Source organism: Streptomyces sp. TAA040, assembly GCF_000424845.1.
On sequence record NZ_AUKR01000025.1, the window covers coordinates 35,398 to 54,958 of the forward strand.

21 protein-coding genes and 1 pseudogene are annotated in these 19,561 nt (G+C 72.9%); 10 read left to right on the forward strand and 12 right to left on the reverse strand.

From position 1 onward, the window contains the following. Window positions 1-9 precede the first annotated feature (9 nt). The 4 genes from xylB (at window position 10) to H300_RS0118875 (ending at window position 4,209) form a co-directional block, all read left to right on the forward strand. Window positions 10-1,437: a xylulokinase gene (xylB, locus tag H300_RS0118860; protein WP_028428664.1), complete on the forward strand. Its 1,428-nt coding sequence runs from the start codon at window positions 10-12 to the stop codon at window positions 1,435-1,437. Between the two features lie 24 nt (window positions 1,438-1,461). Beyond that, the gene (locus tag H300_RS0118865; RefSeq protein ID WP_028428665.1) at window positions 1,462-2,667 is read left to right on the forward strand and encodes an ROK family protein; all 1,206 of its coding nucleotides are present in this window, start codon (window positions 1,462-1,464) and stop codon (window positions 2,665-2,667) included. A 142-nt stretch (window positions 2,668-2,809) separates the two neighbouring features. After that, complete coding sequence (locus H300_RS31585; RefSeq protein ID WP_158678394.1) at window positions 2,810-3,433, forward strand: cell wall-binding repeat-containing protein; 624 nt, start codon at window positions 2,810-2,812, stop codon at window positions 3,431-3,433. A gap of 8 nt (window positions 3,434-3,441) precedes the next feature. Then, window positions 3,442-4,209, forward strand: a complete 768-nt coding sequence (locus H300_RS0118875) for a bestrophin-like domain (protein ID WP_028428666.1) — start codon at window positions 3,442-3,444, stop codon at window positions 4,207-4,209. 288 nt (window positions 4,210-4,497) lie between these two features. On the opposite strand, the gene H300_RS31590 is transcribed toward H300_RS0118875, so the two are convergent. The 8 genes and pseudogenes from H300_RS31590 to H300_RS31595 all read right to left on the reverse strand — a co-directional run bounded on the left by H300_RS31590 (window position 4,498) and on the right by H300_RS31595 (window position 10,526). Then, window positions 4,498-4,713, reverse strand: coding sequence for a hypothetical protein (locus H300_RS31590; RefSeq protein ID WP_028428667.1), 216 nt, complete (start codon window positions 4,711-4,713; stop codon window positions 4,498-4,500). Between the two features lie 266 nt (window positions 4,714-4,979). Continuing rightward, window positions 4,980-5,837 (reverse strand): urease accessory protein UreD, encoded by an 858-nt coding sequence (locus H300_RS0118895; protein ID WP_078516130.1) that lies wholly within the window; start codon window positions 5,835-5,837, stop codon window positions 4,980-4,982. Then, the gene (gene ureG, locus H300_RS0118900) at window positions 5,834-6,529 is read right to left on the reverse strand and encodes an urease accessory protein UreG (RefSeq protein WP_028428669.1); all 696 of its coding nucleotides are present in this window, start codon (window positions 6,527-6,529) and stop codon (window positions 5,834-5,836) included. The genes H300_RS0118895 and ureG overlap by 4 nt, the downstream gene beginning before the upstream one ends. A 23-nt stretch (window positions 6,530-6,552) precedes the next feature. Continuing rightward, complete coding sequence (locus H300_RS0118905; RefSeq protein ID WP_028428670.1) at window positions 6,553-7,227, reverse strand: urease accessory UreF family protein; 675 nt, start codon at window positions 7,225-7,227, stop codon at window positions 6,553-6,555. Between the two features lie 113 nt (window positions 7,228-7,340). After that, a complete protein-coding gene (locus H300_RS0118910) occupies window positions 7,341-9,389 on the reverse strand; it encodes an urease subunit alpha (protein ID WP_078516131.1) in 2,049 nt (682 codons plus the stop codon). Next, window positions 9,386-9,781 (reverse strand): urease subunit beta, encoded by a 396-nt coding sequence (locus tag H300_RS32600; protein WP_486583944.1) that lies wholly within the window; start codon window positions 9,779-9,781, stop codon window positions 9,386-9,388. Before H300_RS32600 ends, H300_RS0118910 begins: the two co-directional genes overlap by 4 nt. Window positions 9,782-9,943: 162 nt before the next feature. Next, window positions 9,944-10,240: pseudogene (locus tag H300_RS32605) on the reverse strand (urease subunit gamma); the annotation flags it as partial. Window positions 10,241-10,385: 145 nt separating this feature from the next. Beyond that, entirely contained in the window at window positions 10,386-10,526 is a 141-nt protein-coding gene (locus H300_RS31595; RefSeq protein ID WP_158678395.1) for a hypothetical protein, read from the reverse strand. Between the two features lie 549 nt (window positions 10,527-11,075). Here H300_RS31595 and H300_RS0118925 point away from each other — a divergent pair. Beyond that, window positions 11,076-12,518, forward strand: a complete 1,443-nt coding sequence (locus H300_RS0118925; RefSeq protein ID WP_028428672.1) for an AMP-binding protein — start codon at window positions 11,076-11,078, stop codon at window positions 12,516-12,518. Window positions 12,519-12,597: 79 nt separating this feature from the next. On the opposite strand, the gene H300_RS0118930 is transcribed toward H300_RS0118925, so the two are convergent. Continuing rightward, complete coding sequence (locus H300_RS0118930) at window positions 12,598-13,623, reverse strand: MsnO8 family LLM class oxidoreductase (protein ID WP_028428673.1); 1,026 nt, start codon at window positions 13,621-13,623, stop codon at window positions 12,598-12,600. 285 nt (window positions 13,624-13,908) lie between these two features. Between H300_RS0118930 and H300_RS32610 the strand changes: the two genes are divergently transcribed. The 5 genes from H300_RS32610 (at window position 13,909) to H300_RS0118955 (ending at window position 17,616) form a co-directional block, all read left to right on the forward strand. Further along, on the forward strand, window positions 13,909-14,229 hold the full coding sequence (locus H300_RS32610) for a type 2 periplasmic-binding domain-containing protein (RefSeq protein WP_028428674.1): 321 nt from the start codon (window positions 13,909-13,911) through the stop codon (window positions 14,227-14,229). Beyond that, window positions 14,121-14,672, forward strand: coding sequence for an extracellular solute-binding protein (locus H300_RS30525; RefSeq protein ID WP_486583941.1), 552 nt, complete (start codon window positions 14,121-14,123; stop codon window positions 14,670-14,672). Before H300_RS32610 ends, H300_RS30525 begins: the two co-directional genes overlap by 109 nt. A 99-nt stretch (window positions 14,673-14,771) precedes the next feature. Next, window positions 14,772-16,103, forward strand: coding sequence for a hypothetical protein (locus tag H300_RS31200; RefSeq protein ID WP_028428676.1), 1,332 nt, complete (start codon window positions 14,772-14,774; stop codon window positions 16,101-16,103). Then, the gene (locus tag H300_RS0118950; RefSeq protein ID WP_486583942.1) at window positions 16,097-17,212 is read left to right on the forward strand and encodes a molybdopterin-dependent oxidoreductase; all 1,116 of its coding nucleotides are present in this window, start codon (window positions 16,097-16,099) and stop codon (window positions 17,210-17,212) included. Before H300_RS31200 ends, H300_RS0118950 begins: the two co-directional genes overlap by 7 nt. Further along, window positions 17,209-17,616 carry a hypothetical protein gene (locus tag H300_RS0118955; RefSeq protein WP_028428678.1) on the forward strand — a complete coding sequence of 136 codons (408 nt, stop codon included), beginning with the start codon at window positions 17,209-17,211 and terminating at the stop codon, window positions 17,614-17,616. The genes H300_RS0118950 and H300_RS0118955 overlap by 4 nt, the downstream gene beginning before the upstream one ends. Here H300_RS0118955 and H300_RS27855 read toward each other — a convergent pair. The 3 genes from H300_RS27855 to H300_RS0118970 are packed head-to-tail and all read right to left on the reverse strand — an operon-like array spanning window position 17,523 to window position 19,551. Beyond that, window positions 17,523-18,245, reverse strand: coding sequence for a methyltransferase domain-containing protein (locus H300_RS27855; protein WP_051270202.1), 723 nt, complete (start codon window positions 18,243-18,245; stop codon window positions 17,523-17,525). The two genes, H300_RS0118955 and H300_RS27855, sit on opposite strands and share 94 nt — an antisense overlap. Continuing rightward, the gene (locus H300_RS0118965) at window positions 18,242-18,889 is read right to left on the reverse strand and encodes a DUF2064 domain-containing protein (protein ID WP_028428679.1); all 648 of its coding nucleotides are present in this window, start codon (window positions 18,887-18,889) and stop codon (window positions 18,242-18,244) included. Before H300_RS0118965 ends, H300_RS27855 begins: the two co-directional genes overlap by 4 nt. Next, on the reverse strand, window positions 18,886-19,551 hold the full coding sequence (locus H300_RS0118970) for a glycosyltransferase family 2 protein (protein WP_028428680.1): 666 nt from the start codon (window positions 19,549-19,551) through the stop codon (window positions 18,886-18,888). Before H300_RS0118970 ends, H300_RS0118965 begins: the two co-directional genes overlap by 4 nt. Between the last annotated feature and the right edge of the window lie 10 nt (window positions 19,552-19,561).

Below are 19,561 nucleotides of genomic sequence, written 5' to 3' on the forward strand. Positions count from 1 at the left end.
GGACATGCCATGGCCGCACCGGATGGTCCGCTCGTCGTCGGCATCGACAGTTCGACGCAGTCCACCAAGGCGCTCGTGGTGGATACGGGGACCGGTGACGTCGTAGCCCGAGGGCAGGCGTCGCACACGGTGAACGCACAGCACGAGAGCGACCCTGCCCAGTGGTGGCAGGCGCTGAGCGAGGCGCTGGAGCAGTGCGGAGCCGCGGCCCGCGAGGCCGCCGCGGTGTCGGTGGGTGGTCAGCAGCACGGCCTGGTCACCCTGGACGCCGCCGGCGACCCGGTCCGGCCCGCGCTGCTGTGGAACGACACCCGGTCCGCCCCGCAGCGGGACCGCCTGGTGGAGATGCTCGGCGGACCCGAGGCGTGGGCCGCGCGGATCGGCAGCGTGCCCGCGCCCTCGTTCACGGCCACCAAGTGGATGTGGCTGGCGGAGAACGAGCCGCGGTCCGCGGCGGCCACCGCGGCCGTGCGCCTGCCGCACGACTACCTGACCGGCCGGCTCACGGGCGAGGGCACCACGGACCGCGGCGACGCCTCGGGCACCGGCTGGTGGGCCTCCTCCTCGGAGGCGTACGACGTGGACATCCTCGGCCGCATCGGCCTCAACCCGGCGCTGCTGCCCCGTGTCCTGCCGCACGGCGAGGCGGCGGGCACCGTACAGGACCTTCCGGGACTCCCGCTGGCCAGGGGAACCCTGGTAGCCGCAGGCACCGGGGACAATATGGCGGCCGCACTCGGGCTGGGAGTCCAACCCGGCCAACCGGTGCTCAGCCTCGGCACCTCCGGAACCGTCTACGCCGTCTCCCGGGGGCGGCCGAACGACCCGACCGGGATCGTGGCCGGATTCGCCGACGCGCTGGACTCCTGGCTGCCGCTGGCCTGCACGCTCAACTGCACGCTCGCGGTGGACCGGATCGCCGCGCTGCTCGGCCTGGGCCGGGAGGATGTCGAACCGGGCGGCGAGGCGGTCGTCCTGCCGTTCCTCGACGGCGAGCGCACCCCGGACCTGCCGTACGCCTCCGGATTCCTGCACGGGCTGCGGCACGACACGACCGGCGGTCAGGTGCTGCAGGCCGCCTACGACGGCGCCGTCTTCGCCCTCCTGCGGGCGCTGGAACTGGTCCTGGAGGCCGACAGCGACCCGCGGACACCGATCCTGCTGATCGGCGGCGGTGCCAAGGGCACCGCCTGGCGGGAGACGGTGCGGCGGTTGTCCGGCCGACCGGTCCAGGTGCCCCGCGCGCAGGAGCTGGTGGCACTGGGCGCCGCCGCTCAGGCGACCGGTCTGCTGCTGGGCGAGGACGCCGGCGCGGTGGCCAGGCGCTGGGGCACCGTCGCCGGCCCCGCGTACGAGGCGGTGCCCAGGGACGAAGTCGCGCTGGCACGGCTGGAGCAGGCCCTGGCCGATGCCGACACGCTGCTGCGCAGGCACTGACCGCCGAGAGGGGCGAGCACGTCCATGACTGCCACCGCCCCTCGGGCGCGCAGACAGCAGGACATCCGGCGGCGGAACCTCGCCGCCGCCCTGCACGCCGTGGCCGACGGCGGCCCGCTGTCCCGGGCCGCCGTCGCCGGTCGGATCGGGTTGACCCGGGCCGCCGTGTCCACCCTCGTGGACGAGTTGCTCTCCGCCGGACTGCTGGTGGAGCAGGGTCCGGGCCGCTCGGGCGCGGTGGGCCGGCCCGGTTCGGCGCTGGCCCTCAGCGACCGGGGGCTCTGCGGGATCGGCGCCGAGATCGGCGTGGACCACCTCGCGGTCTGTGCGGTGGATCTGCGCGGCACCGTCCGGGCCCGGGCGTCGGTGGGGGCGGCCAACCGCGGCAGCACCCCGGAGCCGGTGGCCGACGCGCTCTCGGCGCTGGTGGCGCAGGTGACCCGGGAGGCCGGGGGCCAGGGACTGGAGGCGGCGGGCGTCTGCGTCACGGTCCCCGGCCTGGTGCGGAGGGAGAGCACCACCGTGGTGCGGGCCCCCAACCTCGGTTGGGAGGACGTGGATCTGGCACCGCTGCTGCCCGCTCCGCGACTCGGGCTCCGCGCCGACAACGAGGCCAACCTCGGTGCGCTGGCGGAGATGTGGCTGGGCGTGCACCGACCGGCCCCCCGGGACGTCCTGCACGTGTCGGCGGAGATCGGTATCGGTGCGGCGGTCCTGGTGAACGGTGGACTGCTGCGCGGCGTGCGGGGCTTCGCCGGCGAGCTGGGACACGTGCCGGTCCGCCCCGACGGCCGGCTCTGCGAGTGCGGGGGACGGGGCTGCCTGGAGCAGTACGCGGGCGAGGAAGCGGTGCTGCGCGCCTCGGGGCTCGACCCGGACCGGGTGGCGCGGGACCACCGGGGCCCAGGCGCCCGTACCGAACTACTGGCCTCGCTGGCGGCGGCCGGGGACGCCGCGACGCGCCGGGCCCTGCACGACGCGGGGGCAGCGCTCGGCATCGCACTGGCCGGTGCGGTCAGCCTGCTGGACCCCTCGGCCGTGGTGCTGGGCGGTGCACTGGCCCGGCTCGCGCCGTGGCTGCTGCCCACCGCGCAGGCAGAGCTGGCCCGGCGGATGACCGGTGAACCGCCGCTGACGGTCTCCGCACTGGGCCGGGACGGCCCGTTGCTGGGCGCGGCGCACTCCGTGGTGCGGTCGGTGCTCGACGACCCGCTGCTGCACCGCTGCTGAGCGGGCGCGCCGTCGCCGCGGCGCACACCGCACCCCCTCGGCACGGTGGTGCGATGGAACGATTGTCACGCTGTTCACTCGAACCAGGGAAAATGTGCCGCTCGTGGCGGTTCCGGGCCTCCGGTGCGCCAGGATCTGGGCTATGAGGACAGGTCGGTTGCTGGGCGCGACAGCGGTCTCGGTGTTCGCGCTCGGCACCCCCGGGGCGGTCGCAGCGGTGCCCGCGGACGCCTGCGCCTTCGCCGGTTCGGAGGGTCTCGTCCGCGAGGTGACGGAACGGCTGGCCGCGGGTGAACTGATCGGCGACGTCTGCCCGAGCCCCTCCCCCACGCCACCGCCCACGCCGCCCCCCAGCGCACCGTCTTCCCCGGCACCGCCGGATCCCGCTCCCCCGTCGCCCGGGCCCTCGGAGCTGCCGCCACCGCTGTCCAGTGACGCCCCCGCGCCCCCGGCGCCGCCGACCGGGACACCCGACCCGACCGTGCCGGAGCCGGCGCCGGACGGCTCCGCTCCCGCGCCGAGCCCGGAACCAGCGGTCGCGCCGCGGCAGCCCGCCGACGAGCCCTTGGCGCCCCCCGGCGGGCCCGCCCGGCCCCCGGCGCTGACAGCTCCGCTCACAGCTCCGGCCGACGGCCGGCACCCGCAACGGCGCACCTCAATGGTCGGCCGCATGCTGCTCGTCGTCACTCCGGCAGTGCTCGCCACCGCCGCCCTGCGTCCGCGCGCCAGCGCCGCCTCCCGGTCGCGCGCCGCACGTCCTTCCTAGGAGAACCGTTGTCCACTTGGCTGGTACTGGCCCTCGCCATGCTCGCGTCCTGTGCCGTGGTGCTGACCGTGGCCGTACTGCGGGAACGGCGGACGGGTGGGGACGAGGACACCTCGCAGACGCCGGACGTCATCGAGTACATCATCATGATGATCGGGGTGGTCTACGCGATCGTGCTGGGTCTCGCCATCGCCGGTGTCTGGGAGCAGCGCAACGCGGCGACCGACTGGGTGAACCAGGAGGCCCGGGCCCTGCACGAGGTGCACACCCGGGTGTCCGTCTACCCGGACGAGACCCGCGAGCGGATCCGCTCCGACATCGAGGCCTACGCGGCCCACGCGGTGGACGACGAGTGGGCCGAGGCCGACAGCGCGGGCGAACTCACCCCGCGGGGCGACGCCCTGCTGGCGAGGCTGCGGGCGGACGTCGCCCGGTTCGAACCGGGCACGACGCTGGAGTCGCACGCCTACCAGGGGGTCGTGGACCAGGCGATGGTCGCGGACCGCGCACGTGCCGAACGCGGGGACAGCGCGGGCACCACCATGCCCGCCGTGGTCTGGTTCGGGCTGATCATCGGCGCGCTCGTGGTCGTCGGCATGATCTTCGTCCTGCAGATCAGGAGATCGGCACGGGAGTTGCTCCTCGCCGGGCTGTTCAGTGCCCTGATCGCGTTCCTGCTCTTCCTCATCTGGCACTTCGACGCGCCGTACGCCCGCGGTCTGTCGGACGCCGCGGCGGCGTACGAGGCACTGCTCCCGAAGGCCGCGGGCGACTGACCGAGAGGCCACCGGCCCGGCGGGCCGCTGGGCCGGTGGCGTGGAGCCGGCCCGGCAGCGGAGCTCGTCCCCGGACGCCGTCGTGGATCCAGGCGCCGGCTTCGTTGGGGTCGCCGGTGTCGCTCCACTGGCCGGAGACGCAGATGCCCTGCCGGAACACCGCGCCCGACCGGTGGTCGTCGCAGAAGTTCCCGTTCGTCCAGGAGATCTGCTTCCGGGCCGTCAGGGGTGTCACCGAGATACGGGGCAAAAGGGGCAATGAGGGGATCTTAAAGCCCTGGTGACTGCTCAGCTATCCGGTTCGTCCTTGACGAGGATGCGGTAGACAGTGGCGGCCGAAGGGAGCAGGGGGTCGAGCTGGATGTCGTGCTGGCGGAGGCCCTCGGCGATGGCCGGCAGCTCGGCGACGCTGCGGCCCAGGGGCTTCCTCTCGTGCACGGTGAAGATGACCCGTTGATGCGGGACGGCGTTCTCGATGGTGCGGGCGAGCTCCATCGCCTTCACGAACTCGGCCGTACCGTGACGCGAGTGCTGATCTCCTCCGAGACGACCGGATCGCATCCGGCCTCGGCCAGCGCGTCGAGTTCGCCCTGAAGCTCCTGCTGGGCGGTGCTGCACCTCGCGCAAAGAAGGCCGAGCCCGGCTCCCACGCGCGGCAGGGGCCGCGGTCGGCCGAGGTGCGGACTCGGGCCTCAGTCCACACGTGTCACTGATCCATCACGGGTGACGATCTGCGCTGCCGGGCGGGGAAGTGCCCGGACCGTCCCTCGCTACGGTCCGAGGGCGTGTGCGAGCGCCTCGTCGAGTAGCTCCCGCAGGACGGAGGAAGTCGGTGCGAGGGCGGTGGCGAGTAGCGCCGGGCCGGCGGCCAGAGGTGCAAGGACGGCGCAGCCGTCCTTGGTCCCTGCACGGAGCAGGACGGGGTCGCGATGACCCTCTATCCCCGGGTGCACGATGAGGAGTTGGCCGACGGCGCGATGTCCGCCCAGAACTGCGGGGCCGTCCCATCCGGGCTCGGGGTTCCCGTATGCGGTGTGCTGGTCGAGCAGCGGGCGTCCGGCGCGGCGGACCCGGATGCGGCTGACGAGGTGGCCCGGCCTCTCGTTGGCTCTGCCCAGGAGCTGCTCCTCGCGCAGCAGCAGTCGTGAGGTGGCGGCCAGGTTGACTGTGCAGGTCTGGTGCAGGTTGCTGCCGGCGGCGCTGATCAGCGGCTGGGGCAGCCAGCGCAGGCCAGCGTGTTCCCCGGCGGTCAGCCGTACGTCGTAGGTGGCCGGGGCGGTGGTGGGGCCGCGGAGGGCGAGTGTGGCGGCGGCCGTGGTGACTTCAAGTTCTGCCCGGTCTTCGGCAGTGATGTCGAGGCTGAGCCGGTCGCCGCCGAGCGGGGCGCTCATCGCACCGATGATTCCGACCTTGGCGGCCGTGCCGCTGGTGCGCATGCGCCGTAGGTGGAAGGGGCCGTCGCTGTGCAGTTGGGGGAGCGTGGTGGCGCGTCCGTTGTAGGCGGCACGGATGCGGGCGGTGGCGTGCACGCCGTGCAGGTGTCCGTGGGGTCCCTCCCCAGTGCAGGCCGTCTGGGCGTCCGTTTCGGAGGGTCCCTTGGGCCGGGCGAGATGGGCGCCGGTGCTCATGCGTCAGCCTGCGCGCGCCACCGGGTGAGGTGGCTGGTGAGCCAGTCGGCGACTTCGTGGATGCCGTCGTCCGAGGCGAGGCTGGTGAAGGTGACCGGAAGCTCGCCGCGTTGCCGTTTGGCGTCGGCGGCCATGGTGGCGAGGTCGGCGCCCACGTACGGGGCGAGGTCGGTCTTGTTGACGACGAGGAGGTCGGCGGTGGTGATCCCGGGGCCGCCCTTGCGGGGGATGTCATCGCCGCTGGCCACGTCGATGACGAAGATCTGCACGTCGACGAGGCCCTTCGAGAAGGTGGCGGTGAGGTTGTCACCGCCGGACTCGATGAGCACGAGGTCGAGGGGGTGGAGGGTCTCCTCCAGGTGATCGACGGCTTCGAGGTTGGCCGAGATGTCATCGCGGATCGCGGTGTGCGGGCAGGCGCCGGTCTCCACCGCGGTGATCCGTTCGGGCGGCAGTACGGCCTCGCGCCGCAGGTATTCGGCGTCCTCACGGGTGTAGATGTCGTTGGTGACGACGGCGATGCACCAGTGGGCGCGCAAGGTGCGGCAGAGCGCGGCGACGCTGGCGGTCTTGCCGGAGCCGACGGGTCCGCCCACCCCAACGCGGAGGGCGCGGCGGCTGCCGTCGGCGTGGAGCGGCTCTGCGCTGTGGGTGTGGTGATGGGGCATGGTCACGGGGTGGTCGAGGTGCACGAAGAACTCCAGGTGGGAGAGTTTCAGGAGGCGAAGAGCCGGACGGTCCATGCGGCGTGCTGTTCGCCGGTGATGTCCAGCAGTGGCGAGGACGCCGACGGCAGAGCGTCGATGTCCTCGGCCGTGACGCGGTCCGCGGACTGGGTGGCAGCTGCGGCGACGGCGTCGATGTCGGTGCTGAGGCGGGCCAGCAGTCCCGAGGCGTCGAGCGGGTCGAGGCTGAGCAGGCGCACGGCCGCGGTGGCCGGGCCGCTGGCGTTTTCGTACGCGGCGGCGTGGGCGGCGTCCAGCGAGGTGAGTCCGGCGGCCCGGGCGGCGAGGCCCAGCACGAGCGGCTGGTGGGCGCCCCGGGGACGTTCGGACGCCAGCCGTTCCAGGTCTTCGGACGGGTAGGTGGCACGGGCGGCGCGCATCATCTGCCGACCGAGCCGCCGGGCGACGGCGCGCAGGGCGGGGACGGGGGTGCGTGCGTCGGCGGCGTCATCCAGCAGCAGCGGGTCGACTCCGGCGGCGGCCGCAGCGGCCAGGCCGGCCATGGTCAGGCCGGTGGTGTGCAGACGGCCGCGGCAGAATGCCTCCAGGCTGTCGGTGTCGTGTACGGCGCCGTGGGCGATGGCGGCTTCGACACCGCCGGAGTGGGCGTGCCCGCCGGCGGGGAAGCGGCCGTCGGCCAGCAGGAGCAGGGCTGCACGGCTCATGGGTGAGCGGCTGCCTTTCGCGGGGTCGGAAGGCGTGCCCTCCGGCGGGCACGGCGTGTCTGCCGGAGGGCATGGCCGTCGTGCTGTTGCGGACGGCCGGGCAGGTACCGGTTCTAGAAGAGGAAGTACCGCTGTGCCAGGGGCACTTCGGTGACATACGAGCGTGGCACGGTCGCCCCGTTGAGTTCGGTGCGGGCGTCGGCCGTGGTCGCACCGCCGATGGTGACCTCGAAGCTGTTGTGGTCGACTTCGAGGCTGTCGGGAACCGTGTCGTTCAGTCTCATGTCGGCCTTCGTGACCTGCCGGGTGCTTGTGATGTCCACGAAGTCCTTGTCAAGACCGAGACCCGGATCATCGCTGGTGCCGTCTCCGTTCAGGTGGCCGGCCACGCCCGGAGCCACGAAGTACACCGAGTTGCGTCCGGGGGAGCGGCCGGTGGAGCCCCAGACCGGGCGCGGCAGGTAGGGCTGCGGTGTGGGGATCGACGCGTTGGCGTCGCCGACCTGCGCGTACGCGAGCTGGCCGCCCTTGAGGAGCATGTGCGGTCTGACACCGAAGAACTTCGGCTCCCACAGCACCAGGTCGGCGAGCTTCCCGGTCTCCACGGAACCGGTGTGGCCGTCGATGCCATGTGTGATCGCCGGGTTGATCGTGTACTTGGCGATGTACCGGCGCGCCCGGAAGTTGTCGTTCGGCTGCAACTGCTGGTCGTTGAAGGAGTGGCCCGTGTCGTCGGTGATCGGGCGGACCCTCGCGGCCTCGAGGTCCTCCTTCAGCGCCCCGTAGCGGCACTTCATGACGTGCGCGGTCTGCCAGGTACGCATGATCATTTCGCCGATGCGGCCCATCGCCTGTGCGTCGGAGGACATCATCGAGATGGCGCCCATGTCGTGGAGGAGGTCCTCCGCGGCCATCGTGGACGGCCGGATCCGGGAGTCGGCGAAGGCCATGTCCGCCTCGATCTCCGGGTTGAGGTGATGGCACACGATCATCATGTCGACGTGCTCCTTGACGGTGTTGATCGTCAGGGGACGCGTCGGGTTGGTCGAGGCCGGCAGGACGTTCGGGTCCTTGACCAGCTCGATCATGTCGGGCGCGTGACCGCCGCCGGCGCCCTCGACATGGAAGATGTGGAGTGAGCGTGCCTTCTTCGCCGTGAACCTCCCCTCCGCGTCCCTGGCGTCGCCCGTGAAGGCTGCCCGGGTGCTCTCCAGGAACCCGGACTCGTTCAGTGAGTCGGCGTGCAGGGCAAGCTGGACGCCGCGCTCTTCACAGATGTCCAGGGCCCGGTCGATCACCGCGGGCGTGGCGCCCCAGTCCTCGTGGATCTTGAGGCCACAGACACCGGCGTCGACCTGCGCGTTGAGCTCGTGCTTGTTCATCGTGCTGCCCTTGCCGAGCAGGCCGATATTGACGGGGAACTCATCCAGTGCCTCGAAGAGCCGCCTGATGTGCCATGCGCCGGGTGTCACGGTGGTGGCCGTACTGCCCTCGGCCGGTCCCGTGCCGCCGCCGATCAGGGTGGTCACACCCGAGGCCAGAGCTTCGTGGATCTCCCCGGGGCAGATGAAGTGGACATGGGTGTCCACGCCACCCGCGGTGAGGATCCGCCCGTTGCCGGAGACGACCTCGGTGCTCGGCCCGATCACGAAACTCACCGGCGTCACCGAGGCCGGCACCCCGTCGCCGGCCGTCGCACGGTTCGGCGTCTCGAACCTGTTGCTCGGAATCGAGTCCATTGTCTCGGGGTTGTACGCCTTGCCGATGGCCGCGATTCTGCCGTCGCGGATGCCGATGTCGGCCTTGACCACGCCCCACCAGTCGAGGATCAGCGCGCCGGTGATGACGGTGTCCACGGGCCTGTGGTCCGTGGCGTCGCCTTTGCTGTTCTTCCCGTCCCTGGCGAGGTGCGACATCCCCATGGACTCGCGAATCACCTTGCCCCCGCCGAAGAGCATCTCATTGCCGCTGTACGAGGGGCCGCCGCTCCAGTCGGCCTCGACCTCCAGCGTGAGGTCGGTGTCGGCGAGCCGGACCCGGTCCCGCGTGGTCGGTCCGTACAGCGCGGTGTATTCCGCCCGCGTCAGCTCATTGCTCGGCTTCGGCCTGCGCGTCACAGGCTTCGGCGCCTGACCGTGGCCTGGTACCTGCGGGTTACTCATCGGACGATTCCTTCCCGCAGCCCCTGGATCTTGGTGAGGTCGCTGGTGTTGTCGCCGCCGGCCGTGACACCACCCTGGATCTGCACCAGTTCCACACAGCACTCGTCGCCCGGTTCGAAACGCACGGACGTGCCCGCGGCAATGTTGAGCCGCCGGCCCCTCGCCGCATCGCAGTTCCGGAGACTGCGGTCGTCGGGAACGGTCTGGCCGGCAGGGACCTCGACACTCACGACCTTGAGCCCCGGGTTAGCTTCAGCGAAGTGATAGTGGGAGCCGACCTGAACGGGACGGTCCGACTCGTTCCTCACCTTGATCTTCGTCCTGCCCGGCCCCGGCAGGGCGGTGGCGTCCACCTGCAGGCTGACGCCCTGTGTGTCCCCGTCGAGACGCACGTTGAAGTAGATCGCGTCATACCGGGAGGCCGTGTCGTCCTCGTCGCGACCCGCGTATGGGGCGCCGCTGTTGTCACAGTCGACCTGTGAGTCCGGCTTGCGGGGCGGCTGGGGGTGCTCGACCTTGCCCGGGTAGACCCCGGGCTCCTCTGCGGCCTCCGGAACGGGGTCGTGGATGGTGACCAGTTTGGTGCCGTCCGGGAAGGTCGCCTCCACCTGGACGTTCCTGATCATCTCCGGGACGCCGTCCATCACCTCATCCCTGGTGAGCAGATGCCGACCCGAGTCCATGATGTCGCTGACCGTCTTGCCGGCGCGCGCCTGCTCGAAGACGTACACGGTCAACAGCGCCATGACCTCGGGATAGTTGAGAAGCAGCCCGGAGCTGCGGCGGCGCTGCGCCACGTCGGCAGCCACATGGATGAGCAACCGCTCCTGCTCATGCGGAGTCAAATGCACAATGCATCATTTCCCTTGATCGGACAGTGGGCGCGACCGGGCATGCCGAAGGCCGGGGAAGACGTCCTACGGATGGCTCCCAACGCTCTTGGAGCATCACGCAGAGAAGCCGGGGACCTACCCGGAACGCTGATCACTCACTCGATCAGGTGAAGCCGGTTCGCAGGTGCTGCCCCGCCTGCTGCGTGTCAGCACTCTCGCCCTGGTCGATGATCCGGCTGGCCAGATCCGAGAAGCCCCGGGAACGGTCGCGTAGCCGCCCGCCCTCCTGCACATGGGTGGACACACCCGCAGGACGTCGGCGCCCCACTCGCCGGTCAGCACGTCCAGCGACCCGCCGGTGAGGCGCTGGACGTACCACTGCGTCCCGTGGGTGCTCATCCCGCGCCGTTGCGACGGCGGACCAGACGCGTTGCACAGCTTGGTGCCGCACACCCGCAGCTGCCCGTGGACGGCCGCAGCGCCCTCGGGCCCGCTCGGTGTGTCGGAGGCGGGACCGGCGCACGGGGCCGCCTGCATGCCCAGCAGCAGGGCGAGGCGAGGGTCACGAGCACCGCGAACAGCAGGATTCTGCGGCGCCCGAGGGTGTGTTGGTTCACAGCGCGTCGCTCTCTGGGGAAGGGATGAGGTGGGGAATCTGCATGGGGACGGGGACGTGTCGCCGACGCCCGGCCACGGCGCCCGCTCGGCGGGCAGGAGCCTTCCCCTACTTCCGTACGGTGGCGGAACCCGTCCCCGACCGGAGGTCGCCTCCCCCTCGGCGGGCCGTCCCCTTGCACCTCGGGCGCCCCTGCTGATGAGATCGTGATCCGAGGACCACGCAGAAGGAGTTCGGGTGTCACCACTCATCCCCGCCCTGGAGACCGAGTCGTCGAGAATCGCCGTCCGCTTCGGCGACGACGAGCTGAGCTACGCAGAACTAGCCTCGGCCGCCAGGCAACTGACCGAGACACTCGCCCCCCAGGGGCGGGTGGCGGTGTGGGCGACACCGACGACGGAGACCGCGGTGGCTGTGGCGGCCGCGGTGCTCTCCGGCGTGCCCGTCGTGCCGCTGAACCCGCGGTCGGGCGAGCGCGAACTCGCGCACATCGTCGCCGACAGCCAGCCGGGGCTGCTCCTCGCAGGCCCCGGGGACGAGCTGCCGGACACGGTGTCCGGCGTCCCCCGCGCGGACGTCGCCGCGCACGTCGAGCCGCGATCGGGCGCAGGTTATCCGGAGCCGGTACCGGACTCCGCCCCGGGCCTGATCGTCTACACCTCCGGCACCACCGGCTCCCCGAAGGGCGTGGTGCTCTCCCGGCGGGCCCTGGCCGCCAACCTCGACGCCCTCGCCGAAGCGTGGCACTGGACGGAGGACGACACGGTCGTCCACGCCCTGCCGCTGTTCCACGTGCACGGCCTGGTGCTCGGTCTGCTCGGCCCCCTGCGACTGGGCGGCACCCTCCACCACCTGAGGCACTTCAGTGCGGAGGCGGTCGCCCGGGCGCTCCCCGGCGGCACCGTCCTCTTCGGCGTGCCGACGATGTACCACCGCCTCGCGGACGCCGTCGAGGCGGGCGACCAGCCGCTGAACGACGCGCTCAGCGGCGCCCGCCTGCTCGTCTCCGGGTCCGCGCCGATGTCGCTGCACGACCACGAGCGGCTCACCAGGGCCACCGGCGCCCGTGTGATCGAGCGCTACGGCATGACGGAGACCCTGATGAACACCGCGGTGCGCCCGGACGGCCCGCACCGTCCGGGAACCGTCGGCACGCCGCTGCCCGGGGTGGACGTCCGGCTGGTCGACGACGACGAGCAGCGGATCGAGGCGAGCGACGGGGAAACGGTGGGCGAGATCCAGGTCCGCGGCCGGAACCTGTTCACCGAGTACCTCGGTCGGCCGGACGCCACCACCGAGGCCTTCGCGGGCGGCTGGTTCCGCACCGGGGACATGGCTGTCCGGGACTCCGAGGGGGCCTACCGCATCGTCGGCAGGCGCTCGACCGATCTGATCAAGTCCGGTGGCCACCGGATCGGGGCCGGCGAGATCGAGAACGCGCTGCGGGAACTACCCGGCGTCGCCGACGCCGCGGTGACCGGGGAGCCCGACCCCGACCTGGGCGAGCGGATCGTCGCCTGGGTCGTCCGCACCCCCGGCGGCGCCGAGCCCGCCGAGGAGCAGATCGTCGAGCACGTCGCCCGACAGCTTTCCGAGCACAAGCGCCCCCGGGCGGTCCGCTTCCTGGACACCCTCCCGCGGAACGACATGGGCAAGGTCCTCAAGCGCGAACTGCGCTGAGTGCACGCGGGACCGGCCCCGGCGACGTGCGGCATGGCCGCGTGCGGGGCGCGCGGCCGGGGGCGGCGCTCGTGGCCGGTCATGGAAGGGGCGGCGGATCCACGGCGCCCGGGACGAGGAAGGGCGCCAGCCCACGGTAGGAGGCGAGGCGGTCGAGCGGGTCATGGGTGTGCAGGGTGAGCAGCACCTCGTCCGCGCCGACGCGCTCCGCGCGTCCCGCGAGCGCCGCCGCGACCTGTTCCCCGGTTCCGTGCACCTGGGAGCTGCGGACGGCGTCGTAGTGCCTGCGCTCGGAAGCGGTCATGGCACCCACCGGGACCTCGTCCGGCCGGCTCAGCCCGGGAAAGGTGCCCCGGGTGCGGCTGCGCGCCACCGACCAGGCCTCGGGAGCCTGGAGCAGGGCGGCCCGCTCCGGCGTGACGGCCGCGGCCGCGTTGGCCGCCACGACCACGTACGGTGCCGACGTTTCCCGGGCGGCGAGCCACCGGGAGGGGCGGAAGGCCGCGCGGTACCGGTCGGCGAGCGCGCTCACGCGCTCTTCGGGCCCGCCCAGGACGACCGGCAGCCCCTGGTGGGCGGCGATCTCGGCGCCGCCGCCGGTGGCCAGGACGAACGCGGGGACGGGCAGCCCTTCGGCGGGCACCGCCCGCACCGGCGAGTGGCCCTCGAAGTGGCCCAGCAGCTCCACCAGCCGCGCCTCGAAGTCCTCGGCGTCCTCCTGCCCGGCACCGAGTGCCCGGCGCACGGCGGGGGTGAAGCCGATCGAGCGTCCGAGTCCCATGTCCACCCGTCCGGGGTGCAGCGAGGCGAGCACCCCGAACTGCTCCGCCACCACCAGCGGCGGATGGTTGGGGAGCATCACTCCCCCGGTGCCGACTCGGATCCGACCGGTGGTGGCGGCCACCGCCGCCGCCAGCACCGTGGGGGCCGCACCGGCCACACCGGGGAGGGCGTGGTGCTCGGACACCCAGAAGCGGTGGTATCCGAGCCGGTCCGCCTCGGCGGCCAGCGCGACGGTGTCCCGCAACGCCTCGCCGGGGCTCCGCCCGGCAGCGGTCAGCGAGCGGTCGAGTATCGAGAAGCGGGTCGCGCGGCGTTCGTCCACACCGTGTGCAACACCGCTCGCGCCCGGGGATTCCCGCCGCGGGGCCGGGCCCCGGGGACACCCCGGGACGCGTCTGGGACGTCACCTCGGGCGCGCTCCGGGCATGTGGGGCGCGGTTTCGGGCATCCTCGACCGCTCACGGGTGCCCGGTCGGGCACCTCACACCGCATCCCGGTCCGTGCCAAAGCGGGTGAACCTCTTGATCCTCATTGGTCTATGCCAATTGACAGCTCCCCCACTCGCCTGTGCGCAGCAGTCGATCAGGCATGCGAGCAGGGGAGCAGGATGCGCAACCGCGGACGACTCGGACCGGTGGCCCTGGCGCTCGGGGCTCTGCTGGCCACCGGAGCCTGCGGCACGGCGGACGACGGCGCGGACGGGGTGGAACTCGACGTCTGGCTGACGCAGTACAGCCTTGGCGAGAAGTTGGTCGAGGACTTCGTGCGGGACTTCGAGAGCCGCAATCCCGGTGTCGAGGCGAGGGTCACGGTGCAGGAGTGGGACGGCATCGGCGAGAAGGTCACCGCGGCACTCGCCGCCGACGACGCTATTCGCCGAGGGGGGACATCGCCCAGCTCATCGCAGTTCCGGGGCATGCGCGGCTGACCGTCGAGGCCAACCCGGAACTCGCCGACGAGCTCGGGTACTTCCCGATCCCGGGCGACGCGCCGGGCGAACCGGGCGCGGCGTTCACCGGTGGCTCGGTGCTGATCCAGCCGGAGCGGTCCGCGCATCCCCAGGAGGCCTACGAGTTCGTCAAGCTGCTCGCCGGCGACGAGTGGCAGCAAGAGATCGCGGTCGCCATGAGCTACGTGCCCGACAAGACCACCCTGGTCGACGTGCTGGACGGCGATCCGGGCGCCGCCGCGATGGCCGCGGGCGCCGAGAACGGCCACGCCACCCCGAACTCGCCCTCCTGGGCGGCACTCGAAGCGGCGAACCCGATCAAGGACTACCAGACCGAGGTGATCAACGGCGCGGATACCGAGGCTGCGGCCGCCCGCCGCGCCTCGGACGCGATCACCGAGCTGCTCGCCGCGGGCCGCTGACCCGGTCCGGGCCGGAACCGGCCCACGAAGATCTGACAGCTCGGTGACGGCTGCCGCGTCGTCACCACCCGGCGACCTGCGGAGGCCTACCGTGACCGGGTGAGTTCTACCGAAAACCCCCGGCGGTACCGCCGTCGCCTCGACCTCCTCGTCGCCGCCGCGGCCGTCGCCCTGTTCACCGTGGCCGCACTCGTCGGCCACGCGGTGGAGAACCGCGACGGAACGCTGCGCCTGCGCTGGCCCCCGCTCTACGCCTACTGGGAGCCGCACCTCGGTCCGGGCACCCCGGCCGCCCTGGTGGTGGCCGCACTCATCGTGGTGTACGGCCCGTCCGCCGCCCGACGGCTGCGCTGGCGGCAGTTGCTCTGGGGCTCCTGGGTCGCCTCACTTGCCTGGGTCTGGTCACTGGCGCTCGTCGACGGCTGGGACCGCGGGGTCGCCCGGCGGCTGACCACCAAGTACGAGTACCTCCAGTCGGTCGGCGAGGTCGACGACATCGGGGCGATGCTGCGCGGCTTCACCGGCCGCATCCTGATGGACTCCCCGGACAACTGGCCGGCGCACGTCGCCGGGCACCCGCCCGGAGCGCTGCTGACCTTCGTGGGCCTGGACCGCGTCGGGCTGGGCGGCGGAGCGTGGGCGGCGGTGCTGTGCATCCTGGTGGGCGCCTCGGCGGCCACCGCCGTCCTGGTCACCGTCCGGGCCCTGGGCGACGAGGAGAACGCCCGGCGTGCCGCGCCGTTCCTCGTTCTGGCCCCGGCCGCGGTGTGGATCGGGGTCTCCGCGGACGGCTACTTCGCCGGGGTGGGCGCCTGGGCCACGGCACTGCTCGCACTCGCCGCGACCCGCCGATGCGCTCGGTGGCAGCTCGCAGCCGTGGGCTCCGGCGTGCTCTTCGGCTGGACGATGTACCTCTCCTACGGACTCGGCCTGCTGGTGGTCCTCGCACTCGCCGTCCTGTTCGCGGCCCGGGAGTGGCGGCCGATCCCCTGGGTGCTGCTGGGCGCCCTGCCCTGGGTGGCCGTGTTCACCGCAGCCGGGTTCTGGTGGTACGAGGGCTACTCGACGCTCGTCGAGCGCTACTACCAGGGCGCGGCCGGGGTGCGGCCCTACGTCTACTACGTCTGGGCCAACCTGGCCGCCCAGGTCGCCGTGCTGGGCCTGGCGACCGTCGCCGGGCTGCGCCGGGCGACCGGACGCGAGGCCCGGCGCGGCCCGCTGGTGGTGCTGCTGGCCGCCGGGCTGCTGATGGTGCTGGCAGCGGACCTGTCAGGCATGAGCAAGGCGGAGACCGAGCGGATCTGGCTGCCGTTCGCCATGTGGCTGATTCCGGCCGCCGCGCTCCTGCCGTCCCGCGACCACCGCTGGTGGTTGGGCGCACAGGCTGTTCTCGCACTCACCGTCAACCATCTCTTCGTCACCGGGTGGTGAGCGCCGTGCTGATCGAGTTCCGCGGGAGGCTGCACGACCCGAGGACCGCGACCGCCGTCGGACGGTGGCTGGGAGCCGCCTTCGCGGTGTGCTTCCTCACCGGCCTGCTCAGCCACGTGCTCCAGGAGCCGGCCGACTGGCCGGCCACGGCGCTGCCCTCCCGGCCTGTCCAGGGATACCGCCTCACCCAGGGCCTGCACGTGACCACCGGCATCGCGGCCGTGCCGCTGCTGCTCGTAAAGCTCTGGACGGTCTATCCCCGGCTGTTCGTCTCCCCACCGGTGCGCTCGGTACGGCACGCGCTGGAGCGGCTGTCGATCGCCGTCCTGGTGGCGGCCTCGGTACTGGAGCTGTTCCTCGGCCTGCTCAACATCGCGCAGTGGTACGTCTGGCCGTTCTCCTTCCGGCAGGTCCACTGGGCCCTCGCCTGGGTGATCATCGGCTCGCTGCTGCTGCACATCGCAGTCAAGACCCCGCAGATCGCCGCCCACTGGCGGCGCGACCGGTCGGATCCGGACGACGGCGACCGGCGGGCGCTGCTGCTCGGCACGGCAGCGGCCACCGGGGCCGTCACGCTCGTGACGGCCGGGCAGACCTTCCCTCCGCTGCGCCCGCTGACGCTGCTGGCGCCGCGCCATCCCGACTACGGTTCGCAGGGGCTGCCCGTCAACCGGACCGCCGCCGCAGCCGGGATCGACGCCGACCTACCGGACGACTGGCGGCTGGAGGTGCGCGGGCCGCGCCCGTTCTCGCTGACCCTGGCGGAACTGCGCGGCCTGCCGCAGCACGAGGCCGAACTGCCGATCACCTGCGTGGAGGGCTGGAGCGCCTCGGCGCACTGGGGCGGGGTACGGGTCCGGGACCTGCTGGAGCGGGCGGGCGCCCCGCCCGGAGCCCTGGTGCGGGCCGTCTCACTGCAGGAGCGCGGCGCCTTCGCCTCCGCCGTGCTGACGCCCGCGTACGCGACCGACCCGCTGACCCTGCTGGCGCTGCGGCTCAACGGTGAGGTGCTCGACGCCGATCACGGGTACCCCACCCGGATCATCGCGCCGAACCGGCCCGGCGTGCTGCAGACCAAATGGGTGACACGACTGGAGGTACTCGGATGAGCACGACGGGCGTACTGCGGGTGCTGCTCGGCACGGCCGGCTGCGCGCTCATCGCGGTGGGCGGCCTGAACCTGCTGTTCGAGACCCGGTCAGGCACTCCGGCCCAGGTGGCCGTGTGGCTGGCCGGATCGGTGGCCCTGCACGACTTCGTCGCCGTCCCCCTGGTGCTGCTGGCAGGTCTGGGACTGCGTCGGCTTCCGGAGCGGCGACTGTGGCGAGGGGCTCTGCTGGTCGCCGGCGTCCTCACGCTGACCGCCCTGCCGGTGCTGCTGCGTCCGGAACCCGCGAACCCCTCGCTGCTGCCGTTGGACTACCCCCGGAACTGGGCCCTGCTGCTGGCGGCCGTCGCATGCGCGGCCGCCGGGTGGGCGCTCGCCCGCAGGCTGAGGAACCGCCGGTCGTAGGCGGACCATTGCTCGGCGACCTCCCAGCCGGACGACTCGGCCCGGACCCGCAGCGCGGCCGCGCCGATCCGGGCCCAGGGGAACGCCGGCCCGCGGCCGCCGCTGCCGTCGTCCAGCCGTACCTCGACGCACTCCTCCACCTCGGTCGGCGCCGCTTCGACGAGCAGCACGCCGCCCGGGGCCAGCAGCTCGCCCACCCGGGCGAGCAGGGCCCCCGGATCACCGCCGATGCCGACGTTGCCGTCCAGCAGGAGCGCGCTGTCCCAGCGGCCCTCTCCCGGCAGCGGCTCGAACACCGAGCGGCACAGGGCCGCGGCGCCCAGAGCGCGGGTGCGGTGGACGGCGTCCGGGGTGGTGTCGATGCCCAGCGCCGGGTGGCCGCGCCGCCGCAGCGCCGCGACCATCCGGCCGGGGCCGCAGCCGATGTCCACCACCGCTCCGGAGCAGCGGCCGAGGACGGTGCCGTCCGCCTCGTCCGCGCCGGCGCACCAGCGCTCCACCTCCAGCGGCAGCAGCCAGCCGTCCGGGCGGCGCAGGAACAGCGGCCCACGGCCGGTGCGCAGGGCGTCGGCGTACGGGTCGGCGTGCCAGGGGATACGGTCTCCCGGCGGGGGCGAGGTCGTGGTCACCGTACCTCCACCGGGCCGGTCGCCGCGCGGTGCGCGGCGGCGAAGCGTCCGTCGGTGGCTGCCGCGACCGCGGCCGCGTCCTCCGCGGTGTCGACGTCCCGCAGCACGGGGAGGTCGCAGACGGCCAGACCGGCGTCCAGCAGGCGGCGGCGCTGCACCTCCCCCGTGGTGGGACGCGACATCGGCACACCGCGCAGCAGGTCCGGGTCGGGGCTGCGGAGTCCCAGTGCCCAGAAGCCGCCATCGGCGGCCGGGCCGAACCAGGCGTCGCAGTCGCGCCAGCCCTCGGGAGCGAGCACCGGGGCCAGGAGCCCGGCAGTGAGCTGCGGGGTGTCCATGCCCACCAGCAGCGCCGGACCGCGGCAGTGGCCGAAGGCGCCGGCGAGGCGGGCGTCGAGCCCTCCCGCGCACTGCGGCACCACCTCGAAGCCTGCGGGCAGCCACGCGCCCGGCTGTCCGTCGAGCACCAGTACGCGCCGCTGCGCCGGGAGGGCGGCTACCGTCTCCAGGGTGTCGGTGAGGGCCGCCTCGGCGAGACGCGCCGCCTCGTCGGGTGCGAAAGGGGGTGTCAGCCGGGTCTTCACCCGGCCGGGCACCGGTTCCTTGGCGATCACCAGGATCGTGGTCCGCGACTGAGCCTTCACCGCAGCACTCCCCGCATGTCCTTCACTGCCTGGGCCGTTCCGAGCCAGGTGCCGGTCACCTTCGACCGGCCCGTCCGGGGCGCGTAGCCGACGGACGTCTCCAGGATCCGCCAGCCCGCGTCGGCCGCCCGGACGACCATTTCCAGCGGGTAGCCGCTGCGGCGGTCGGTCAAACCGAGGTCGAGCAGCGGCCGGCGGCGGGCGGCGCGCAGCGGCCCGAGGTCGTGGAGCCGCACACCCGTCCTGCGGTGCACCATCCGGGCCAGCGCCATGTTCCCGGCTCTGGCGTGGAGCGGCCAGGCACCGCGGGCGGTCGGGCGGCGCCGGGCGAGGACCAGGTCGGCACCACCGTCCTCGACCGGCGCCGCGACGCCGTCCACCGCGGACGGGTCGAGCGAGCCGTCGCAGTCGCAGAAGGCGACCAGTTCGGCCTCGGCGGCGAGCAGCCCGGCGTGGCAGGCGGAGCCGAAACCCTTACGAGGCTCGTGCACCACCGTCGCCCCCAGCTCAGCGGCGATCTCGGCCGATCCGTCGGTGGACCCGTTGTCGACCACGATGGGGTGCCAGCCGGCCGGGACCCGGCCGAGCACCCAGGGCAGCGCCCCGGCCTCGTCCAGGCAGGGCAGCACCAGGTTCCCTCGTGGCGTTGGCTTTCTGTTCATCTCTTTCACC

Coding starts and splice junctions, on each gene's coding strand:
- H300_RS0118970 (WP_028428680.1), bottom strand. CDS start 19,551: ATGAACAGAAAGCCAACGCCACGAGGGAACCTGGTGCTGCCCTGCCTG.
- H300_RS32610 (WP_028428674.1), top strand. CDS start 13,909: ATGCGCAACCGCGGACGACTCGGACCGGTGGCCCTGGCGCTCGGGGCT.
- H300_RS0118955 (WP_028428678.1), top strand. CDS start 17,209: ATGAGCACGACGGGCGTACTGCGGGTGCTGCTCGGCACGGCCGGCTGC.
- xylB (WP_028428664.1), top strand. CDS start 10: ATGGCCGCACCGGATGGTCCGCTCGTCGTCGGCATCGACAGTTCGACG.
- H300_RS0118905 (WP_028428670.1), bottom strand. CDS start 7,227: ATGAGCCGTGCAGCCCTGCTCCTGCTGGCCGACGGCCGCTTCCCCGCC.
- H300_RS0118865 (WP_028428665.1), top strand. CDS start 1,462: ATGACTGCCACCGCCCCTCGGGCGCGCAGACAGCAGGACATCCGGCGG.
- H300_RS0118910 (WP_078516131.1), bottom strand. CDS start 9,389: ATGAGTAACCCGCAGGTACCAGGCCACGGTCAGGCGCCGAAGCCTGTG.
- H300_RS0118895 (WP_078516130.1), bottom strand. CDS start 5,837: ATGAGCACCGGCGCCCATCTCGCCCGGCCCAAGGGACCCTCCGAAACG.
- H300_RS31585 (WP_158678394.1), top strand. CDS start 2,810: ATGAGGACAGGTCGGTTGCTGGGCGCGACAGCGGTCTCGGTGTTCGCG.